The organism is Streptomyces sp. NPDC052016 (genome assembly GCF_044548445.1).
GTDB lineage: Bacteria > Actinomycetota > Actinomycetes > Streptomycetales > Streptomycetaceae > Streptomyces.
On sequence record NZ_JBIUBX010000035.1, the window covers coordinates 62,532 to 79,187 of the forward strand.

At 73.9% G+C, this 16,656-nt stretch carries 12 protein-coding genes; 9 read left to right on the forward strand and 3 right to left on the reverse strand.

What is annotated here, in order from left to right; all coding sequences use genetic code 11:
* Nucleotides 1-1,164 precede the first annotated feature (1,164 nt).
* From ACIHAR_RS34985 to ACIHAR_RS35010, 6 genes are all read left to right on the forward strand, one after another.
* A complete protein-coding gene (locus ACIHAR_RS34985) occupies nucleotides 1,165-2,400 on the forward strand; it encodes a serine hydrolase domain-containing protein (RefSeq protein WP_400023280.1) in 1,236 nt (411 codons plus the stop codon).
* A gap of 127 nt (nucleotides 2,401-2,527) precedes the next feature.
* A complete protein-coding gene (locus ACIHAR_RS34990) occupies nucleotides 2,528-3,943 on the forward strand; it encodes a CAP domain-containing protein (RefSeq protein WP_400023241.1) in 1,416 nt (471 codons plus the stop codon).
* A 186-nt stretch (nucleotides 3,944-4,129) separates the two neighbouring features.
* Entirely contained in the window at nucleotides 4,130-5,194 is a 1,065-nt protein-coding gene (locus ACIHAR_RS34995) for a tetratricopeptide repeat protein (protein ID WP_400023243.1), read from the forward strand.
* Between the two features lie 149 nt (nucleotides 5,195-5,343).
* Nucleotides 5,344-6,309 carry a polyprenyl synthetase family protein gene (locus ACIHAR_RS35000; RefSeq protein WP_400023244.1) on the forward strand — a complete coding sequence of 322 codons (966 nt, stop codon included), beginning with the start codon at nucleotides 5,344-5,346 and terminating at the stop codon, nucleotides 6,307-6,309.
* Between the two features lie 104 nt (nucleotides 6,310-6,413).
* A complete protein-coding gene (locus tag ACIHAR_RS35005; RefSeq protein WP_365466597.1) occupies nucleotides 6,414-7,385 on the forward strand; it encodes a threonine/serine dehydratase in 972 nt (323 codons plus the stop codon).
* 270 nt (nucleotides 7,386-7,655) lie between these two features.
* Entirely contained in the window at nucleotides 7,656-9,302 is a 1,647-nt protein-coding gene (locus ACIHAR_RS35010; protein WP_400023245.1) for a serine/threonine protein kinase, read from the forward strand.
* Nucleotides 9,303-9,392: 90 nt separating this feature from the next.
* On the opposite strand, the gene ACIHAR_RS35015 is transcribed toward ACIHAR_RS35010, so the two are convergent.
* Entirely contained in the window at nucleotides 9,393-10,838 is a 1,446-nt protein-coding gene (locus ACIHAR_RS35015) for a serine hydrolase domain-containing protein (RefSeq protein ID WP_400023246.1), read from the reverse strand.
* A 94-nt stretch (nucleotides 10,839-10,932) separates the two neighbouring features.
* Between ACIHAR_RS35015 and ACIHAR_RS35020 the strand changes: the two genes are divergently transcribed.
* Complete coding sequence (locus ACIHAR_RS35020; RefSeq protein WP_400023248.1) at nucleotides 10,933-11,904, forward strand: LLM class F420-dependent oxidoreductase; 972 nt, start codon at nucleotides 10,933-10,935, stop codon at nucleotides 11,902-11,904.
* 155 nt (nucleotides 11,905-12,059) lie between these two features.
* The gene (locus tag ACIHAR_RS35025; protein WP_400023250.1) at nucleotides 12,060-13,136 is read left to right on the forward strand and encodes a hypothetical protein; all 1,077 of its coding nucleotides are present in this window, start codon (nucleotides 12,060-12,062) and stop codon (nucleotides 13,134-13,136) included.
* 12 nt (nucleotides 13,137-13,148) lie between these two features.
* On the opposite strand, the gene ACIHAR_RS35030 is transcribed toward ACIHAR_RS35025, so the two are convergent.
* Nucleotides 13,149-13,646, reverse strand: coding sequence for a DUF6328 family protein (locus ACIHAR_RS35030; protein WP_388752974.1), 498 nt, complete (start codon nucleotides 13,644-13,646; stop codon nucleotides 13,149-13,151).
* 90 nt (nucleotides 13,647-13,736) lie between these two features.
* Nucleotides 13,737-14,720, reverse strand: a complete 984-nt coding sequence (locus ACIHAR_RS35035) for an aldo/keto reductase (RefSeq protein WP_365466607.1) — start codon at nucleotides 14,718-14,720, stop codon at nucleotides 13,737-13,739.
* 136 nt (nucleotides 14,721-14,856) lie between these two features.
* Between ACIHAR_RS35035 and ACIHAR_RS35040 the strand changes: the two genes are divergently transcribed.
* The gene (locus ACIHAR_RS35040; RefSeq protein ID WP_400023252.1) at nucleotides 14,857-16,578 is read left to right on the forward strand and encodes a cholesterol oxidase substrate-binding domain-containing protein; all 1,722 of its coding nucleotides are present in this window, start codon (nucleotides 14,857-14,859) and stop codon (nucleotides 16,576-16,578) included.
* Nucleotides 16,579-16,656 lie beyond the last annotated feature (78 nt).

Genomic DNA, 16,656 nt, shown 5'->3' on the forward strand with positions numbered 1-16,656 from the left:
TACACGATCGGACCGCGTGAGACGGGCGGTCGGGCGCGCAGATTGGTGGGCGGACACGCCCCCACCTCCCGACCGTCACGGATCCGACTTCTACGTACTCACTCCACTGTCTGCTGCGGTTGAGCGAGGGCGGATGCGGCCCCAGGGGCGGTGCGGGCGGCAATGTGACGTGGGAGCGGTCGATTCGACGCGCGCTGCTTCGCAGGCGCTTCCCCGGACGGTGCCGCTCGGAGCTGGGGTGGAGAAGCTCACCGTCGACGCGGGCACGCTCGCACACGTCACCGTCCGACTGAACCGCGGGCGCGCCTCCGCCGCCCCGGCAACACGGTTTGAGTAGCCTGGCGGTGCGGTCGGCGAAGACGACGGACGCAGCGGGTGAGAGCGCGACGAGGCGTCGGCCCTCAGTGGTCGGCGGCCACGATGCGGCGGCCGCGAACGAGCACGCCGCCCCGCCGCAACGGCCACGCCACCGACCGCGGCTCTCCCGAGCCCAGCCGCCGACCGCATGAAGGCGCACCTCGGCGCCCGCGCCGCCCGAGAGGCGACCGCCCGGCAGAAGGCCGCGCCCGGTGAAGCCTGCTGACGCCCCGATCCGGTGACGCCCTGATGCGGCGGACGCCTTACTTCGGCGGATGCCCTGATCCGGCGGAGGCCTCCGCCCGGAACCCTCCGGCCGGAACCGTCCGGCCGACCGCACCGGCCGGGAGCGGAACGTGCCCTCATCCGCAGTGCCCCGCGCATCGGCAAGGAGTCGCGCAGGCCGGGGTCGCCGCCGTGGCGCGGGCCCGCCCGGCCCCCGCACCGCGTGCCGGAAGACGAAAGACGGTGTTGGCCGTCAGCGGGCGTGCGAGCAACGAGCGGCAGGACGCAGGCAAGGCTGCCCGCACGGACCCGCAGGTTGCCGCAGGACACGGCGACGCGGCCGGTCAGTCCCCCACAGCACGGACCCTTACGGATGAGACATGTCCACGTAAAGCTGGAAATCACGCTTTTCTGCAACTCTCGCGGCAATACTGAGCCGACCCACCGCACAGTGATCGACGCGTGAACTGTGTGTGCCCTGTGGGGATGTGACGGCACGGAAGAAGGTTGCCTCGAGTGATTGTGACCGATCGCGCACCGGCGAAGGATCCGCGGGGACGGGGAAGGAGGGGCCCCCGGGCGCTGCGGAGCGGGACCGTCGTCGGGGTGGCGCTGCTGTCCCTCCTGGCGGTTCCGGTGCCTGCCGCGTCCGCGGAACCGCGACCGGCGCCCACCGCCGTGGCGCCGCCGAAGCCGGACCTCACCGGTCTGCGGAGTGTGCTCCGCTCGGCAATGGAGCAGGGGGCGCCCGGCGCGATGGCACGTCTCGACGACCGGGACACGGTCCACCGGCTCACCCTGGGCGTCGCCGACCGGCGGACGAAGCGGGCGCTCGACGCCGGCGACCGCTTCCGCATCGGCAGCGTCACCAAGGTCTTCTCCGCGGTCGTCCTGCTGCAACTCGTCGACGAGGGCAAGCTCTCCCTGGACGCTCCGGTCAACCGCTATCTCCCCGGACTCCTCCCCGACAGCAAGATCACGGTCCGGCACGTGCTGAGCCACCGCAGCGGTCTGTACGACTACACCGAGGACATGTTCGCCGACACCGTCTCCGGCTTCGAGGCGGTGCGCGCCAAGGTGTTCACCTACCGTCAGCTGATCGACCGTTCGCTGCGCCACGCGCGGACGACCGCCCCGGGTGGCGACTACTCGTACTCCAACACCAACTTCGTCGTCGCCGGCATGCTCATCGAGAAGCTCACGGGACACTCCGTGGGCACGGAGTACCAGAAGCGGATCGTCGAACCGCTGAAGCTGCGCGACACCTTCTACGTCCACCCGGACACCGCGATCCCCGGCGTCCACACCCGCGGTTACCTCACCCCGGACGCCCCCGCCACGACGCTGGTCGACGCGACCCGGCAGACGGTGTCCTGGGCGCAGAGCGCGGGCGCGCTGGTCTCCAGCACGCGGGACGTCAACACCTTCCTCTCGGCGCTGCTGCGCGGCCGGCTGACCTCGGCCGAGGCGCTGACCCAAATGCGGCGCTGGATCCCGGCGGGAACCAGGCAGGCGTACGGGCTGGGGCTGCGGCGCCGTGACCTGTCCTGCGGGGTGTCCGTGTACGGGCACACCGGTGCCGTCCAGGGCTACTACACGTACGCGTTCACGTCGAAGGACGGGCGGCGGAGCCTGACCGCGCTCGCGAACACCTCCAACAGCGCGCGCGTGCACAACACGATGCTGCGCACCCTGGAGTCCGCGTTCTGCGGGACGGCGACGGGTACGGCGAGGGCTACGGCGACGGGCGCGCGCAGGGGTGTGGTGCTGCCGTACGAGCGGGCGGAGGACCTCGCCTCCGCGGCCGCGCGGAACTGACCCTGCCCCGGCGCACGGGCGGGGCGGTGCGCGGCGGCGCCGACGGAGGCCGGGAACCCGTCGGCGCGGCCGGCCGTTCTCCGGGCAAGGCCCCGCGGGGGCCGGAGGACGACACCGGGGCGGCGGGATGAGCGACTTGGTACCCGGGGCCAATCTGCCCCTCCATGGCGGCGCCCTGACCGTCCGGGTGCCCGGCCCCTACGATGTCAGCGCGCTGGTCACCGATGACAGCGGCAAGGTCCGGGACGACGGCGACTTCGTCTTCTACAATCAGCCGACGGCCCCGGGCGCCCGCCTGGAGGGCGACACGCTCACGCTGGATCCGGCCGGGCTGCGGGCGGGTGCCACCAGGGTCACGGTGGTCGTGAGCGCCGCTGTTCCGGGCACTCCGCCGACCCGGCTGCCCGTTCCCACCCTCCACGTCACCGACCGGCACGGCCGCCCGCTCGCCCGGTTCGCGCCGCCGCCCCCACGGCAGGAGACGGTCCTGCTGCTCGCGGAGGTCTACCGGCGGGGCGCCGGCTGGAAGCTGCGGGCGCTCGGCCAGGGGTACGCGGACGGACTGGAGGGGCTGGCAAGGGACTTCGGGGTGGACGTCGTCGAGGACGATCCCGCCGCCGCCCCACAGGCGGCCCCGACGACCCCGACGGCTTCGCCCCCGCGGCCCCCGGCGCCTGCATCCCCGCACACCCGCACGACTCCCTCCCCGCACATTCGCACGCCTTCGTCCCCGCACGTCCCCGCGCAGCCCTCCACACCGGCTGCCGATCCCGACGGCTTCCTCGCCCTGGTCAACCCCGCCCGCGTCTCGGCGGGATCCCCTCCCGTCGCCGTGGACGCCCGGCTGGTCTCCGCGGCCCGGGCGCATGCCGCCGCCATGGCGGCCGCCGGGCGCCTCGGCGCCGAAGGCTCGGACGGTGTCTCGGTCCACCAACGGGTCACGGCCGCCGGGTACCAGTACCTCGCCGTGGGCGAGCACCTGGTCTCCGGCCCCCGTACGACCGCCGAGTTCGTGGCGTACTGCCTGCGCACCGACCGGCCCCGGCGCACCCTGCACGACCCGGCGTTCACCCACACCGGGCCGGCGTACGTCCGGGACGGCCGCACCGGCGACACGTACTGGACCGCCCTGTGGGCGCGCCCGCTCACTCCGGCCGGTCTGGCGGGGACGGAGGCGGACGTCGTCGACCTCACCAACCGCGAGCGGGCGCGCGCCGCGCTGCGGCCCCTCGCCGTGGACCCGCTGCTCGCCACGGCTGCGCGGGCGCACAGCATGGACATGGTGGCGCGCTCCTTCTACTCCCACACGTCGCCGGACGGCAGCCGGCCCTGGGACCGGGCGGCCGCGGCCGGCTCCGCCCGCCGGACGATCGGCGAGAACATCGCCTGCGGTCAGCGCTCCCCCGCCGAGGTCGTGGAGGGCTGGATGAACAGCCCCGGCCACCGCGCCAACATCCTCAAGGCCGACTTCACCCACATCGGTGTCGGCTTCGCGGGCGGCGGCCCCGCGGGCACCTACTGGACGCAGTTGTTCGGCGCCTGACGCCCCGTCGGCCGCGTGAGGTGATCTGTGCCTCACAGGCAACCTGGCCCTCCGCGTCCGCGTCTTGACCGGCGACAACAGATCACGCCCGCGGCACCGGCCGGGGCTGTTCTCCGCCGCACTCTACACGCCATGTATACATGCCATGTATACACACAGTGCATACATGGTGGCCGAAAGGAACCGATGTACGGCAAGGCTGTCGCCCCCGAGTACCAGGGCGCCCTCACCACCCTCTCCGTCAACTCCTCCCTGGTCGACGTACTGGCCGCCGGCAACCAGCGGTTACGTGCCGCCGAGCGGGCCGGAGAACGTGCCGAGGCGGCCCGCTCCGGACTCGCGGTGGCCGAGGCGCACCGGCGGCTGGGGCAGGTGCGGGAGGCGGACCGGGCCTGGAAGGCCAGTTACCGCGCGGCCCGGGACGCGGGCGACATCGCGGCGATGGCCTGGGCACTGTGGAGCGGCGGCACCCTGGCCCGGCAACGGGGCGCGTTCCCCCTGGCCCGGCGGCTGCTGGGGCTCGCGGCCGAGCTCGGCGAGCACGGCGGGGACGTCGTCGTGCGCGGCTACTCGCTGGCCGGCCTCGCGGAGACCGGACGCATCCAGGGCGACTACAAGGCCGTCGGCCTGCTGCACGAGCAACTGCTGGCCGAGGCCCGCAGGCGCGGGGAGGCGCGGCACACGGTGTGGGCCCTGGAGGGCATCGCGCAGATGCACCGCAACTCCGGCGCCTACGACAGCGCGTACGCCCTGTTCGAGGAGGCGGCCGAGATCGCCGGGCGCGCGGAGGACCGGCGCGGGCACGCGTGGGCGCTGCGCGGTCTGGCCGACATCGTCTCCGTGCGTGACGGGGACACCGAGCGGGCCCTCGCCCTGCTGTCGGAGGCGGAGACGACGTGCCGCGCGATGAGCCTGTCCAGCGCGCTCGCCTACAACCACAAGATGCGGGGCAACGTCCTGTACCGGGCGGGCCGTCACGCCGAGGCGCGGGACCTCTACGAGCAGGCCCTCGCGGAGTTCCGCGCGATGAACGAGCCGCGCGGGGAGGCGCTCTCCCGGCTGGGCCTGGCGAAGTCCCTGGCCCGTCTGGGCCGCGACCGCGCGCAGACGGCGGCCGAACTGGCGGAGCTCGCACGGCAACTGGAGCGGATCGGTCTGCGGCACGCGTGCGAGATGGTGGCACGGGCCCAGGAGGAACTGGGTCTCGACGCGGGCGCGCCGGACGGCGCGGCCGCGGAGGCCGTCCGGTGACGGCGTCGTCCACGACGGGCGCCCCCGTCGGCACGCCCCCCACGACGCTCGCCCCGGCGGACGCCCTCCCCGCGACGCGGGGACGTTCACCGGTGCCCGAGTGCCCTTCCGCAACCGCGTCCGGCGTCCTCGACCGCTGTCGTGCGCTGGTGCGTCCCGCGCTGGCCGACGCCGTCAGGCGACTGCACCCCTGGGTGGGCGAGATGGCGGCGTACTCCTTCGGCTGGTGCGAGGTCGGCGGCGCGCCCGTCGCCACGGCCGGCGGGAAGGGACTGCGGCAGGCCCTCGCGGTGCTCGGCGCGGAGGCGGCCGGCGCGCCCGCCCGGGCCGGGGTCGCCGCCGCGGTCGCGGTGGAGCTCGTGCACACCTTCTCGCTGCTCCACGACGACATCATGGACGGCGACCCGACCCGGCGTCGCCGGCCCGCCGTCTGGAAGGCCTACGGGACGGGACCGGCGGTCCTCGCCGGCGACGCCCTGTTCGCGCTGGCCGTCGAGACGCTCGCGGCGGCCCCGGGCGGTGCGGCGGGCGTTCGGCTGCTGTCGGCGGCGCTCACGGACCTTGTGCACGGGCAGGCCGACGACCTGCTGTTCGCCGCCCGCCCCTGGTCGGGTCCCGAGCGGGTGGCTCCCGACGCCTACCGGGCGATGGCCGAGGGCAAGACGGGCGCTCTGCTGGGCTGCGCGGCCTCGCTGGGCGCCGTGCTGGGCGGCGCGCCGCCGTCGACGGTGGCCGCGCTGGACCGGGCCGGGCGTCATCTCGGGATCGCCTTCCAGGTGGTCGACGACGTCCTGGGGATCTGGGGTGATCCGGCCGTCACCGGCAAGCCCGTGCACGGCGATCTGCGGGAGCGCAAGAAGACGTTCCCGGTGCTGGCCGCCCTCGCGTCCCCCGGGCCGGCGGCACGGCGTCTGGCCGTGCTCCTGGAGTCCGGGGGCGATCCCGCCGAGACGGCGACGCTGGTGGAGGAGGCCGGTGGTCGTGCGTCCGCGCTCGCCGAGGCGCGTCGGCAGGTGGCCGCCGTGGACTCGGCGCTCGCCGGTGTGCGGTTGCGGGCAGGGGCCGCGGACGACCTGCGGGCGCTGCTGGAGTTCCTGGTGCGCCGCGAACTCTGAGTCCGCGTCGGTCCCGCGGCTGACGCGCCCTGTTGATTTCGTCCGGGCCGCGCGACAGGGTGCCCACGGTGCGCCGGGAGCGGCGCACCGGAAAGGTGGTCGTCTTGATCGGCATCTCGGACATCGAAGCCGCGGCGGAGCGGATCGCCGGGCACGTGGTCCGCACCCCGACCCTCCCCGGTCCCGGGCTGTCGGCGCTGCTCGGCGTCCCGGTCACCGTCAAGCTGGAGCTGCTGCAGCGCACCGGCTCCTTCAAGGCGCGCGGTGCGACGGCGAAGCTGCTCTCGCTCGGCGAGGCGGAGCGGGCGGCGGGAGTGGTGGCGGTCAGCGGCGGGAACCACGGGATCGCCGTGGCCGTCATGGCCGCCGCTCTCGACGTCAAGGCCACGGTGGTCATGCCGCGTTCGGCACCCGCCCGGGCCGTCGAGATCGCCGAGGAGGCGGGCGCGTCGGTGCGGCTGACGGACGGCATGGACAGCGCGTTCGCGCTCGTGACCCGGCTGCGCGACGAAGGACTGACCCTCGTCCACCCGTTCGACGACCCGGTGGTCGTGGCCGGTCAGGGCACCGTCGGGCTGGAGTTCGCGGACGACGCGGGCGCGTTGACGGACGTGCTGGTCAGCGTCGGAGGAGGCGGATTGATCTCCGGTGTCGCGGCCGCCCTGCGAGCACGCCGGCCGGACGTGCGGGTCTGGGGTGTGGAGACCGGCGGCGCGGAGGCGATGTCCGCCGCGCTGGCGGCGGGCGGACCGGTGCCGGTCGAGCTGTCGTCCATCGTCTCCACGCTCAGCGCACCCGCTGTCGCGAGGCTGACGTACGACCATGTGTCCGCGCTGGTGACGGAGGTTCTCGTGGTGCCCGACCGGGAAGCCGTGCGGGGCTGCGTCGAGCTCGCCGAGCACGCCAAGGTGTGGACCGAGCCGGCGGCCGGGTGCCTCCTTCCGGCGGCCCGGCGGGTCCTGGAACGGGTGGGCGAGGGCGCCCGGCTGGGACTGGTGATCTGCGGGGGCAACGCGACGACGGCGGACATGTCCGCCTGGGCCGAACGATTCGGGCTGCGCCGAGAACTTCCCTGACCACCGCACGCGGAATGGAAAATCCCCCGAGGTGGCCCCCGCCGTGGAATGGACCGCCCACGGCGGCGATCCCTCCCGGAGGCCCCACCGACCCTCTTACCCCTGGTTACACCCCTGGAAGGCCTCGGAGTAATTTCTTTTCCTCGCACATATGCTCGGCGTTTTTGAATAAAAGACAGGAATGGCGCCGGAGTTGCGGTTCCCTTGAACGGATCCCCTCTCTCCCGCCGTACCACTGAGGTAAGGAGTAGTCCGGGGGTTCAGCGAGGGATGGCCATGGTCAAGGCTCACGTCTCCAGGCACGAGTTGGTCGCCGGGCGGTACCGGCTCCTCGACGTGGTGCACCGGGAGACGAACCGCGTCAGTTGGTACGCGGAGTACGCCGGCCGAGGGGCGGACCCGCGACCGTGTCTGGTCACCCGGATCGGGCTGCCCGACGGGCTGGGCGTGGAGGAGGCGGGCGCGGCCGCGGGCCGTGTGGTGCGCATGTCGGAGACGATGGCCCAGGTGTGTCCCGGCCGGGTCGCCACGGCCCTCGACGCCGTGGTCGAGGAGGGCTCCCTGTGGACCGTCACCGAGTGGATCGACGGGCTGCCGCTGGGACAACTCCTGGAGCAGAAGGGTGCGTTCAGGCCTGCCCGGGCGGCCGCGATCGGACTGGAGCTGCTCGACGTGCTGGAGGCCGCGCACGGCGAGGGCATCACCCATGGCGAGCTGAGTCCCGGCCAGGTGTTCGTGCGAGCGCGCGGACCGGTCGTCGTGACCGGGTTCGGCCTGGCGGGCGCGACGCTCGCGCCCCGCGTGGCGGCACCTTCGTACGCCTCTCCCGAGCAGGCGCGCGACGAGCGGATCGGGCCGGCCGCCGACCTGTGGGCGCTGGGCGCGATCCTCTACACGATGGTCGAGGGGCGGCCGCCGTACCGGGACCGGGACCGGCCCGAGACGACGCTGAAGGGCGTGGACCGGCTGCCGTTGCGGACGCCGCTGCGGGCCGGTGCCCTCGGCCCGACCGTGCAGGCGCTGCTGCGCAAGGACTCACGGGAGCGGGCGACCCGGTCGGTGGTGCGCCAGGCCCTCACCCGCGTGCTCGACGAGCACCCGCAGGCGATGCCCGCGCCTCGGCCGGGGCGGGCGTACCCCCTCTCCCGGCTCGTCGGCCCGCGGTGGAGTGGCCGCGCCATGGCCGCCGGCACGGCCCTGGCCGTCGTCACCGTCGCGGTCGCCGCCCTCGCCGCGACGGGACGGCTGCCGGGCATGGAGGAGACGGCGTCCGGCGGCGCGCAGGCGGCCCGCCCCACCGCCTCCCCCACCGCGTCCGGCGACGGCGCCGGCGACAGAGTCCCCGACACGCCGACCCCGGCACCGACCCCCACGGCGTCCGCCGCCGCTCCGCCGCCCGCGTCCCCGCCGACGCCGTCCGCCCCGTCCGCCTCGGCCCCCGCGGACGCCCTGCCGGACGGCTACCGCCTCCACCGCGCACCCGAGGGCTTCTCCGTCGCGCTCCCCGAGGGCTGGAAGCGGCTGGACACCTCGCGTACCGCCGACCTCGCCTACCGCGTCACCTTCGGGGCGTCCGGCGACCCGCGCACCCTCGCGGTGACCTACAGCGAACGCGTCGGCCCGGACCCGGTGGCCGTGTGGCGGGACACTGTCGAGCCAGGCCTGCGGAAGGTGAACGGTTTCCTGCGCATCGGCGCCATCGAGGCGACGACGTACCGGGGCTACGAGGCGGCCGACATGGAGTGGGTCGCCGACGCCGACGGCACCCGGGTGCGCACGTTCGGCCGCGGGTTCCTCCTCGGCGGGCACCGCGGGTTCTCACTGCGCTGGACGACACCCGCCGCGGACTGGGAGAAGGCCGGGAACCGGCAGGCCCTGGACACCTTCCTCGACACCTTCCGACCGGACTCGGAGTGACCTGGCGGCCGGACCGGACGGACCTTCGGAGCCGGCTCGGAGTGACCGGCGGGAGGGCCGGCGGGCCCGGCCGGGACCGACCGGGGCCGTTCAGACCGGCCGGCGCGGTGCGCGCAGGGAGCGCAGCGGCCCGCCGTGCAGGGGCTCGGTGCCCCAGCGCGCGGTGAGGGTGCGCCCGGGCAGGGAGCAGGCGACCCGCAGGCGGTGCGGGGTCTCCAGGAACGCGATGTCCACGGCGAGGGTGTCGCGGTCCGTCCAGCCGCCGCTCACCGCGGTGGGCACCGGCTCCTCGGCCACGCTCCAGCCGCCCGGGCGCAGGCGCAGGTCCAGCCGGTGGCCGTGCTCGACGAGGGTCAGCGTCCAGCCGTCCGCGTTCGCGTTGACCGCGGCGCCGGTCAAGCCGGGCAGGCCGGCGCGGACACCGCCGTACGGGGCGAACTCCGCGGCCGACCACTCCCCCGTGCGGTCCGGCGGTGCGGCCCTGCCGGGGGCCGCCGGCAGCGAGAGGCGGGCCAGGCGGTCGGCGAGAGCCGTCTCGGCGTCCTGAGGGCCCGCCGGCGGCCCGGGCCGGAACGCCGGCAGCAGGTGCTGCCAGACCAGGTTCAGCAGGGCCTGCATGTCGGTGGTCGCCGCGGTCACCGCCAGCACGGCGTCCTGCTCCGGCAGGACCAGGCAGAACTGGCCGTAGGCGCCGTCGCCGCGGTAGCCGTGCCGGGACTGCCAGAACTGGAAACCGTATCCCCGGTCCCAGTCCTCGCGATCCGTGTCCCCCATGGCGCCCGCCGTCGGGATCAGGGCGCGGGTCGCCTCGGCCACCCACGCCCGCGACAGCAGCCGCCTGTCCTCCCAGACGCCCCCGCGCAGGTAGAGCTGGCCGAGCCGGGCGACGGCGTCGGTCGTGCCGTGCAGACCGCTGAAGCCCAGCTCGCGGCCGCGCCGGTCGGTGAGCCAGGCGACCTCGCCGATGCCGAGCGGGTCCAGCAGGCGCGGCCGCAGGTACGCGGTGAGCGACCGGCCGGTGACGCGCTGGAGGATCGCCGCGAGCGTGTAGGTGGCGGGCTGGTTGTACGCGAACACGGTGCCGGGGTCGCGCTCCGGCGGCAGCAGCAGGAAGCCGCGCACCAGCTCCTCGGGGTCGAGCGCGGCCGCCCGTTCGTAGGTCTCCGCCTCGTGCCCGCTCGTCATCGACGCCAGGTGCCGCACCCGCATCGCCCGGCTGCGCGGGTCGGTGATGTCGGCCTCGAACTCCGGGAAGTACGAGATCACCGGGTCGTCCAGCCGGATCAGCCCCTCGGCGACGGCGAGCCCGGTGGCCGTGGCCGTGAAGCTCTTGCTGAGCGAGTACAGCAGGTGGAGGCGGTCGGGGGTGTACGGCGCCCACCAGCCGGCGGCGACGACGTGACCGTGCCGCAGCACCATCAGGCTGTGCGGTTCGATGCCCTCGGCCGCTTCGACGGCGTCGAGGAAGGCGAGGACGCCGGACGCGTCGACGCCCTGGGCGGACGGGGTGCTGGAAGGCAGGGGGCGTACGGTCATGCCCGCATCCTGCCCTGCGGGCCAGCGGTCATCGCCCGCTTTTCGCCACGGCCGTGCTCCGTTTCCCCACCGGCCCGTCGGGGACTCGGGACCCATGGTGCGAATCGGATACACGATGATGACCGAACAGGCCGGCCCTCGTGAACTGGTCGACCATCTGGTGCGGGCCGAGGAGGCGGGCTTCGACTTCTCGGTGACGTCGGACCACTACTTTCCGTGGCTGCGTTCGCAGGGCCACGCGCCGTACGCGTGGAGCGTGCTGGGCGCCGCGGCGCAGGCGACGTCCCGCATCCCGCTGATGACGTACGTGACGTGTCCGACCGTCCGCTACCACCCGGCGGTCGTGGCCCAGAAGGCGGCGACGATGCAACTGCTGTCCGAGGGCCGCTTCCGGCTGGGGCTCGGCTCCGGCGAGAACCTCAACGAGCACGTGGTCGGTGGCGGTTGGCCCGCCGTCGACGTACGGCACGAGATGCTCGAGGAGGCCGTCAAGATCATCCGCGCGCTGTTCGAGGGCGGGCACGTCACCCACCACGGCACGCACTTCGACGTGGAGTCGGCGCGGCTGTGGGATTTGCCCGACGTCCCGCCCCCGATCGGCATCGCCGTCTCCGGCGAACAGTCCTGCAAGCTCGCGGGCCGGCTCGCCGATCTGGTCGTCGCCACGGAGCCCAAGTCCGGCCTGCTGGAGGCGTTCGACCGGCACGGCGGCTCGGGCAAGCCGCGCGTGGGCCAGCTGCCGGTGTGCTACGACACCGACCGGGAGACGGCCGTGAAGCGGGCGCACGCGCAGTTCCGCTGGTTCGGCAGCGGGTGGAAGGTGAACTCCGAGCTGCCGCATCCGGACTCCTTCGAGTCGGCGACCCAGTTCGTGACCCCGGACGACGTGGCCTCCTCCATCCCCTGCGGGGACGATCCGGACGAGTTCGTCGAGGCCGTACGGCCGTACGCCGAGGCCGGGTTCACCGAGATCGCGCTGGTGCAGATCGGCGGCGACTCCCAGCCGGCGTATCTCGACTGGTCGGAGAAGACGCTCCTGCCCGCGCTGCGGGACGCCCTCGGCTGAGCGCACACCGTCGGGCCGGGGCCGTCCTCGGCCGGGGACCGCCCGGCGCGGCGCGCTGCCCGCCGAAACACCTCGAACGGGCGCCTATAGGCTGCCGGTCTGCACTGTCGCAGCGCCGGCCACGCCGGCCGCCGCCCGTAGGAGGAGAGTCAGCCGTGACCCTGGCGATCGACCCGTCCGAGACGTCCGCCGACCCGTCCCGGGCGTCCGCCGACCCGTCGCGGACGCCCGTCGAGGCGTCCCGCGCACCCCTGTCCGACCTGGTGGCGCGCGACGCGCGCGAGTTCGGCGTGTACGCGCGCACCGGTGGATGGGCCTTCGGGCTGATGGTGGCGCGCAGCGTCCGGCCGGGCGGGCAGGGCGCGGCGGAGACGCCGAAGGTGTCGGCGAAGGAGTTCGCCGAGCTGGCCGGCTGTTCCCCCGAGCGCGTCCTGCGCCACTACAAGGCGTGGGACCGGGCGGCGGACGACGGACTCGTCCCGCACTTCGAGGAGCTGGCGCCGGGGCAGGAGGTGGAGCTGCCGGACGCCGACGTGTGGCTGACGTACTACGTCTCCCGGTCCGGCGCGACGTCCGCGCGCGGCACGGCCATCGCCGAGGCCGCCGAGGCGGCGGGCATCCGGCCCACGAAGGCGCTGGAGGTCGCGGAGAACCCGACCGCCCTGCGCGCCGCGATCATCGCCGACCCCTCGACCGCCCGGGCGGCCCGCGCCGCCCTCCTCGAGCGAGTCAAGGAGGATCCGGAGCTGCAGACCGAGCTGGCTCGCGACGTGGTGCGCACCGACGATCTGAAGAAGGCGGTCGCCGACGAGAGCCGCTCGGCCGATCGCATCGGCTACGTCCGCCGGATCGCCGAGTCCGGGCAGATCCGGACACCGGCCGGGCAGACCCTCGACGCGCCCGCCGACCTGCGCCAGGAGGCAGAGCGCCATCTGTCGCTGATCGACGAGCTCGACGACGGCGAGGACGCCGGCGAGTGGGCGAGCGAGGCGTACGACACGCTGAAGGGCCTGGTCGTCCAGGCGGTGGAGGCCGATCCCGAGCTGCGGGTCCAGGAACGGCGCACGAAGTTCTACAGCAGCCTGCAGAAGGCGACGAAGGCCTTCGAGGAGCTGACCTTCGACGACGCCCAGGACTTCTACGAGGACGACATGGTGCGGCGGCTGGAGGAGCTCCAGCAGGCGATCAGCGGCTGCCTCACTGCGCTGCGCGGGACGCGCGGGACGCGGTGAGGGCGGGCGGCGTCACCGCGCCGTGTAGCGATGACGGGTCCACAGTGGCACCCCGAACCAGAACAGCAGGTACCAGGCCACCACGCCGGTGACCAGCCAGGGCACGTAGTCGTCGTGGGTGGCCACCCGCAGGATGAGCAGGAGGGCCGAGGTCATGGTGGCGAGCAGGAGCACCAGTCCGATGAAGGTCATCCGGGAGGCCCACCGCACCGCCTGCGGTTTCACCTGCCGCCCGGACACCAGCCGGTGCAGGGAGACGGGCCCGATCAGGGCGCCGGTCGCGGCGGCGCCCAGCACGACCGTCAGGATGTAGATGGCCTGCTCGGTGTCGCCGAGTTCGGCGTAGCGCGGCGTGAACACGACCGTGAGGAGGAAACCGAAGAGGATCTGCACGCCCGTCTGGGCGACGCGGACCTCCTGTATGAGCTCCCCCCACATGCGGTCCGCTCTCTCCTCCTCGGTCTCGTTGCGCCCTCTGCGCCGCTGGACTCCGGCCTCCGTCTCGGTCACTTGTCCTCCCCGGTTCGAGTGACTGTTCGGTCTCCTCTCCGGCGAGTACCCCCTGATCGGCGTTTTTCTCCGATCACCGCCCAGCCGCGGCTACCAGCGTCCCTCGACCTGCTCCTTGATCCGGCGCTCGTACAGATCCCGGATCGCGGCCAGCGTCTCCTCGGAGAGGTCCGGCAGCTTCGCGGCGGCCGCGTTGGCGCGGGCCTGCTCGGGCGAGCGGGCGCCGGGGATCACGGTGGTGACGCCGGGCTGCTGGATGATCCACTTCAGCGCCAGCTGGGCCGGGGTGTACCCCTCGGGGGCGAGGGCGGAGAACTCCGCGGCGGCCTCGACACCGGTGGCGTAGTCGACGCCGGAGAAGGTCTCGCCCTGGTCGAAGGACTCGCCGTGCCGGTTGTAGGTGCGGTGGTCGTTCTCGGGGAAGACGGTGTCCTTGGTGTACTTGCCGGACAGCAGACCGGAGGCGAGCGGGACACGGGCGATGATGCCGACGCCGGCCTCGCGGGCCGCGGGGAGCACCTCGCGCAGGGGCTTCATGCGGAAGGGGTTGAGGATGATCTGCACGCTCGCCACGCCCGGCCGGGCGATCGCGGTGAGGGCCTCGGCGCAGGTCTCCACGCTGACGCCGTAGTGGGCGATGCGCCCCTCCTCCACCAGGGTGTCGAGGGCGTCGAAGACCTCGTCACGGGAGTAGACGGGGGTGGGCGGGCAGTGCAGCTGCACGAGGTCGACGCAGTCGACGCCGAGGTTGCGGCGGGAGCGGTCGTTCCAGGCGCGGAAGTTGTCCAGGACGTAGTTCTCGGGAATCTGGTCGACGCGGCGGCCCATCTTGGTGGCGACCAGCACGTGCAGGTCGGGGCGGCTGCTCAGGAACGTGGCGATGGTCTGCTCGCTGCGTCCGTCGCCGTACACGTCGGCGGTGTCGAAGAAGGTCACGCCCGACTCGGCCGCCGCCTCCAGGACGGTGAGGGCCTCCTTGTCGTCGACGTCGCCCCAGTCGGCGCCCAGCTGCCAGGTGCCGAGGCCGACGACGGATGCGTGCTGACCGGTCCTACCGAATTCACGTTCGTCCATGGCGTCAGTCTGTCATCCGCCGTGGACCTGCGCGGAACCGGCTGCTGCGGCCGTCACCGGTGAATCTTTCACCCACAGGAGTGACGATGTTCGACGGTTCGGCCCGCCCCGCCGACGGGCCCCTAGCGTGAGCCCGGTGACCGATCGTTCAGCAAGCAACCATCAGCCGGGAGACTCCACCTGGACCCGCCGCGGCTTCCTGCGCACCGCGGCCGCCCTGACCGCCGTTCCCTGTCTGATCGCGGCGGACCCGGCCGCCGCCGCGGAGGAACTGCCGGACTTCCCGGCGCGGGTGTCCCTCTCCCGCACGGCGTACCGCAACTGGGACGGCGAGATCACCGTCACCGGGCTGTGGGCCTGCGCGCCCGACGGCCCCGAGCAGGCGGCCGCCGTCGTCAACTGGGCCTGGCGGCACGACTGGACGGTGCGTCCCCGGGGCGCCTCGCACGGCTGGTCGCCCCTGACGGTTCCGGAGGAGACGCCGTCCGACGCACGGGTCCTGCTCGTGGACACCGCCCCGCACCTGACCGGCCTGGCCCTGGTCGCGCCCGACGAGGTGCGCGCCGGCACCGGCGTCACGCTGGAGGCCCTGCTGACCTGGCTCGAGGAGCACCGCCTCGGTGTCACGGCCGCCCCCGCGCCCGGCGACCTCACGCTGGGGGGCGCCCTGGCCGTCGACGCGCACGGCACCGCCGTCCCCGCGCGGGGCGAGGAGCGGCTGCCCGGCCACACCTACGGTTCGCTGAGCAATCTCGTGCTCTCCCTCACCGCCGTGGTGTGGGACGCGGGCAGCGGCGCCTACGTCCCGCGGACGTTCACGCGCGACGAGGCGGACTGCGCCGCGCTCCTCACCCATCTCGGGCGGTCGCTGGTCACGGAGGTGACGCTGCGGGTGGGTCCGAACACCTCCCTGCGGTGCGTGAGCCGCACGGACATCCCGGCGAGCGAGCTGTTCGCGGCGCCCGGCTCGGACGGCCGGACCGTGGAGAGCTTCCTGGAGTCGGACGGGCGGGTGGAGGCCATCTGGTTCGCGTTCACCGAGTACCCGTGGTTCAAGGTGTGGTCGGTCGAGCCGAGGAAGCCGCTCACCTCGCGGCGGGTGTCCTCGCCGTACAACTACCCCTTCTCCGACAACGTGCCGAAGCCGGTGGCGGAGCTCGCCGGGCGGATGGTGACGGAGGCGGCCTGGTCCCTGGCGCCGGTGCTGGGCAACGCGCAGCTCGACGCGGCCGTGCTGGGCCTGGTGGCGACGATGTCGGCGGACATCTGGGGCCCGTCGAAGAACACGCTGCTGTACCTGCGGCCGACGACCCTGCGGGTGCACGCCAACGGCTACGCGGTGCTCACCAGCCGTGCCGGGGTGCAGCGCGTCGTCTCCGAGTTCACCGCCTTCTACCGGGAGCGGCTGCACGTGTACGCCGCCGCCGGGCGCTTCCCCGTCAACGGCTCGGTGGAGATCCGGGTCACCGGCCTCGACGACCCGGCGGACACCGGACTGGCGGGTGCCCGCGCGCCGTCGCTGTCCGCGGTGCGGGCCGACGCCGGCCACCCGGAGTGGGACACGGCCGTCTGGCTGGACGTGCTCACCCTGCCGGGCACCCCGGACGCCGCCGCCTTCTACCGCGAGCTGGAGCGGTTCCTGCTCACGGCGTACGACGGCACGCACGCCCTCACCCGGGTGGAGTGGTCCAAGGGCTGGGGCTACACGGACGAGGCGGCCTGGAGCGACGAGGAGGTGCTGGGCACGGTGGTGCCGTCCTCCTTCGGGGCGGCCTGGGACGAGGCGGCGGCGACCCTGGAACGGCTGGACCCGCACCGGGTGTTCCGCGCTCCCCTGCACGGGCGGCTGTTCTCCTGAGGCCTGTCGTCCGGATCACCTCGCCAGACGCGGGGTCCGACGCCGGAAAGCACCGTCGCCTCCCCGCGACCCGGCCCG

Excerpts from the sequence above, each read along its gene's own strand:
- ACIHAR_RS34990 (WP_400023241.1), top strand. The coding sequence starts at position 2,528 with ATGAGCGACTTGGTACCCGGGGCCAATCTGCCCCTCCATGGCGGCGCC.
- ACIHAR_RS34995 (WP_400023243.1), top strand. The coding sequence starts at position 4,130 with ATGTACGGCAAGGCTGTCGCCCCCGAGTACCAGGGCGCCCTCACCACC.
- ACIHAR_RS35010 (WP_400023245.1), top strand. The coding sequence starts at position 7,656 with ATGGCCATGGTCAAGGCTCACGTCTCCAGGCACGAGTTGGTCGCCGGG.
- ACIHAR_RS35015 (WP_400023246.1), bottom strand. The coding sequence starts at position 10,838 with ATGACCGTACGCCCCCTGCCTTCCAGCACCCCGTCCGCCCAGGGCGTC.
- ACIHAR_RS35020 (WP_400023248.1), top strand. The coding sequence starts at position 10,933 with ATGGTGCGAATCGGATACACGATGATGACCGAACAGGCCGGCCCTCGT.
- ACIHAR_RS35035 (WP_365466607.1), bottom strand. The coding sequence starts at position 14,720 with ATGGACGAACGTGAATTCGGTAGGACCGGTCAGCACGCATCCGTCGTC.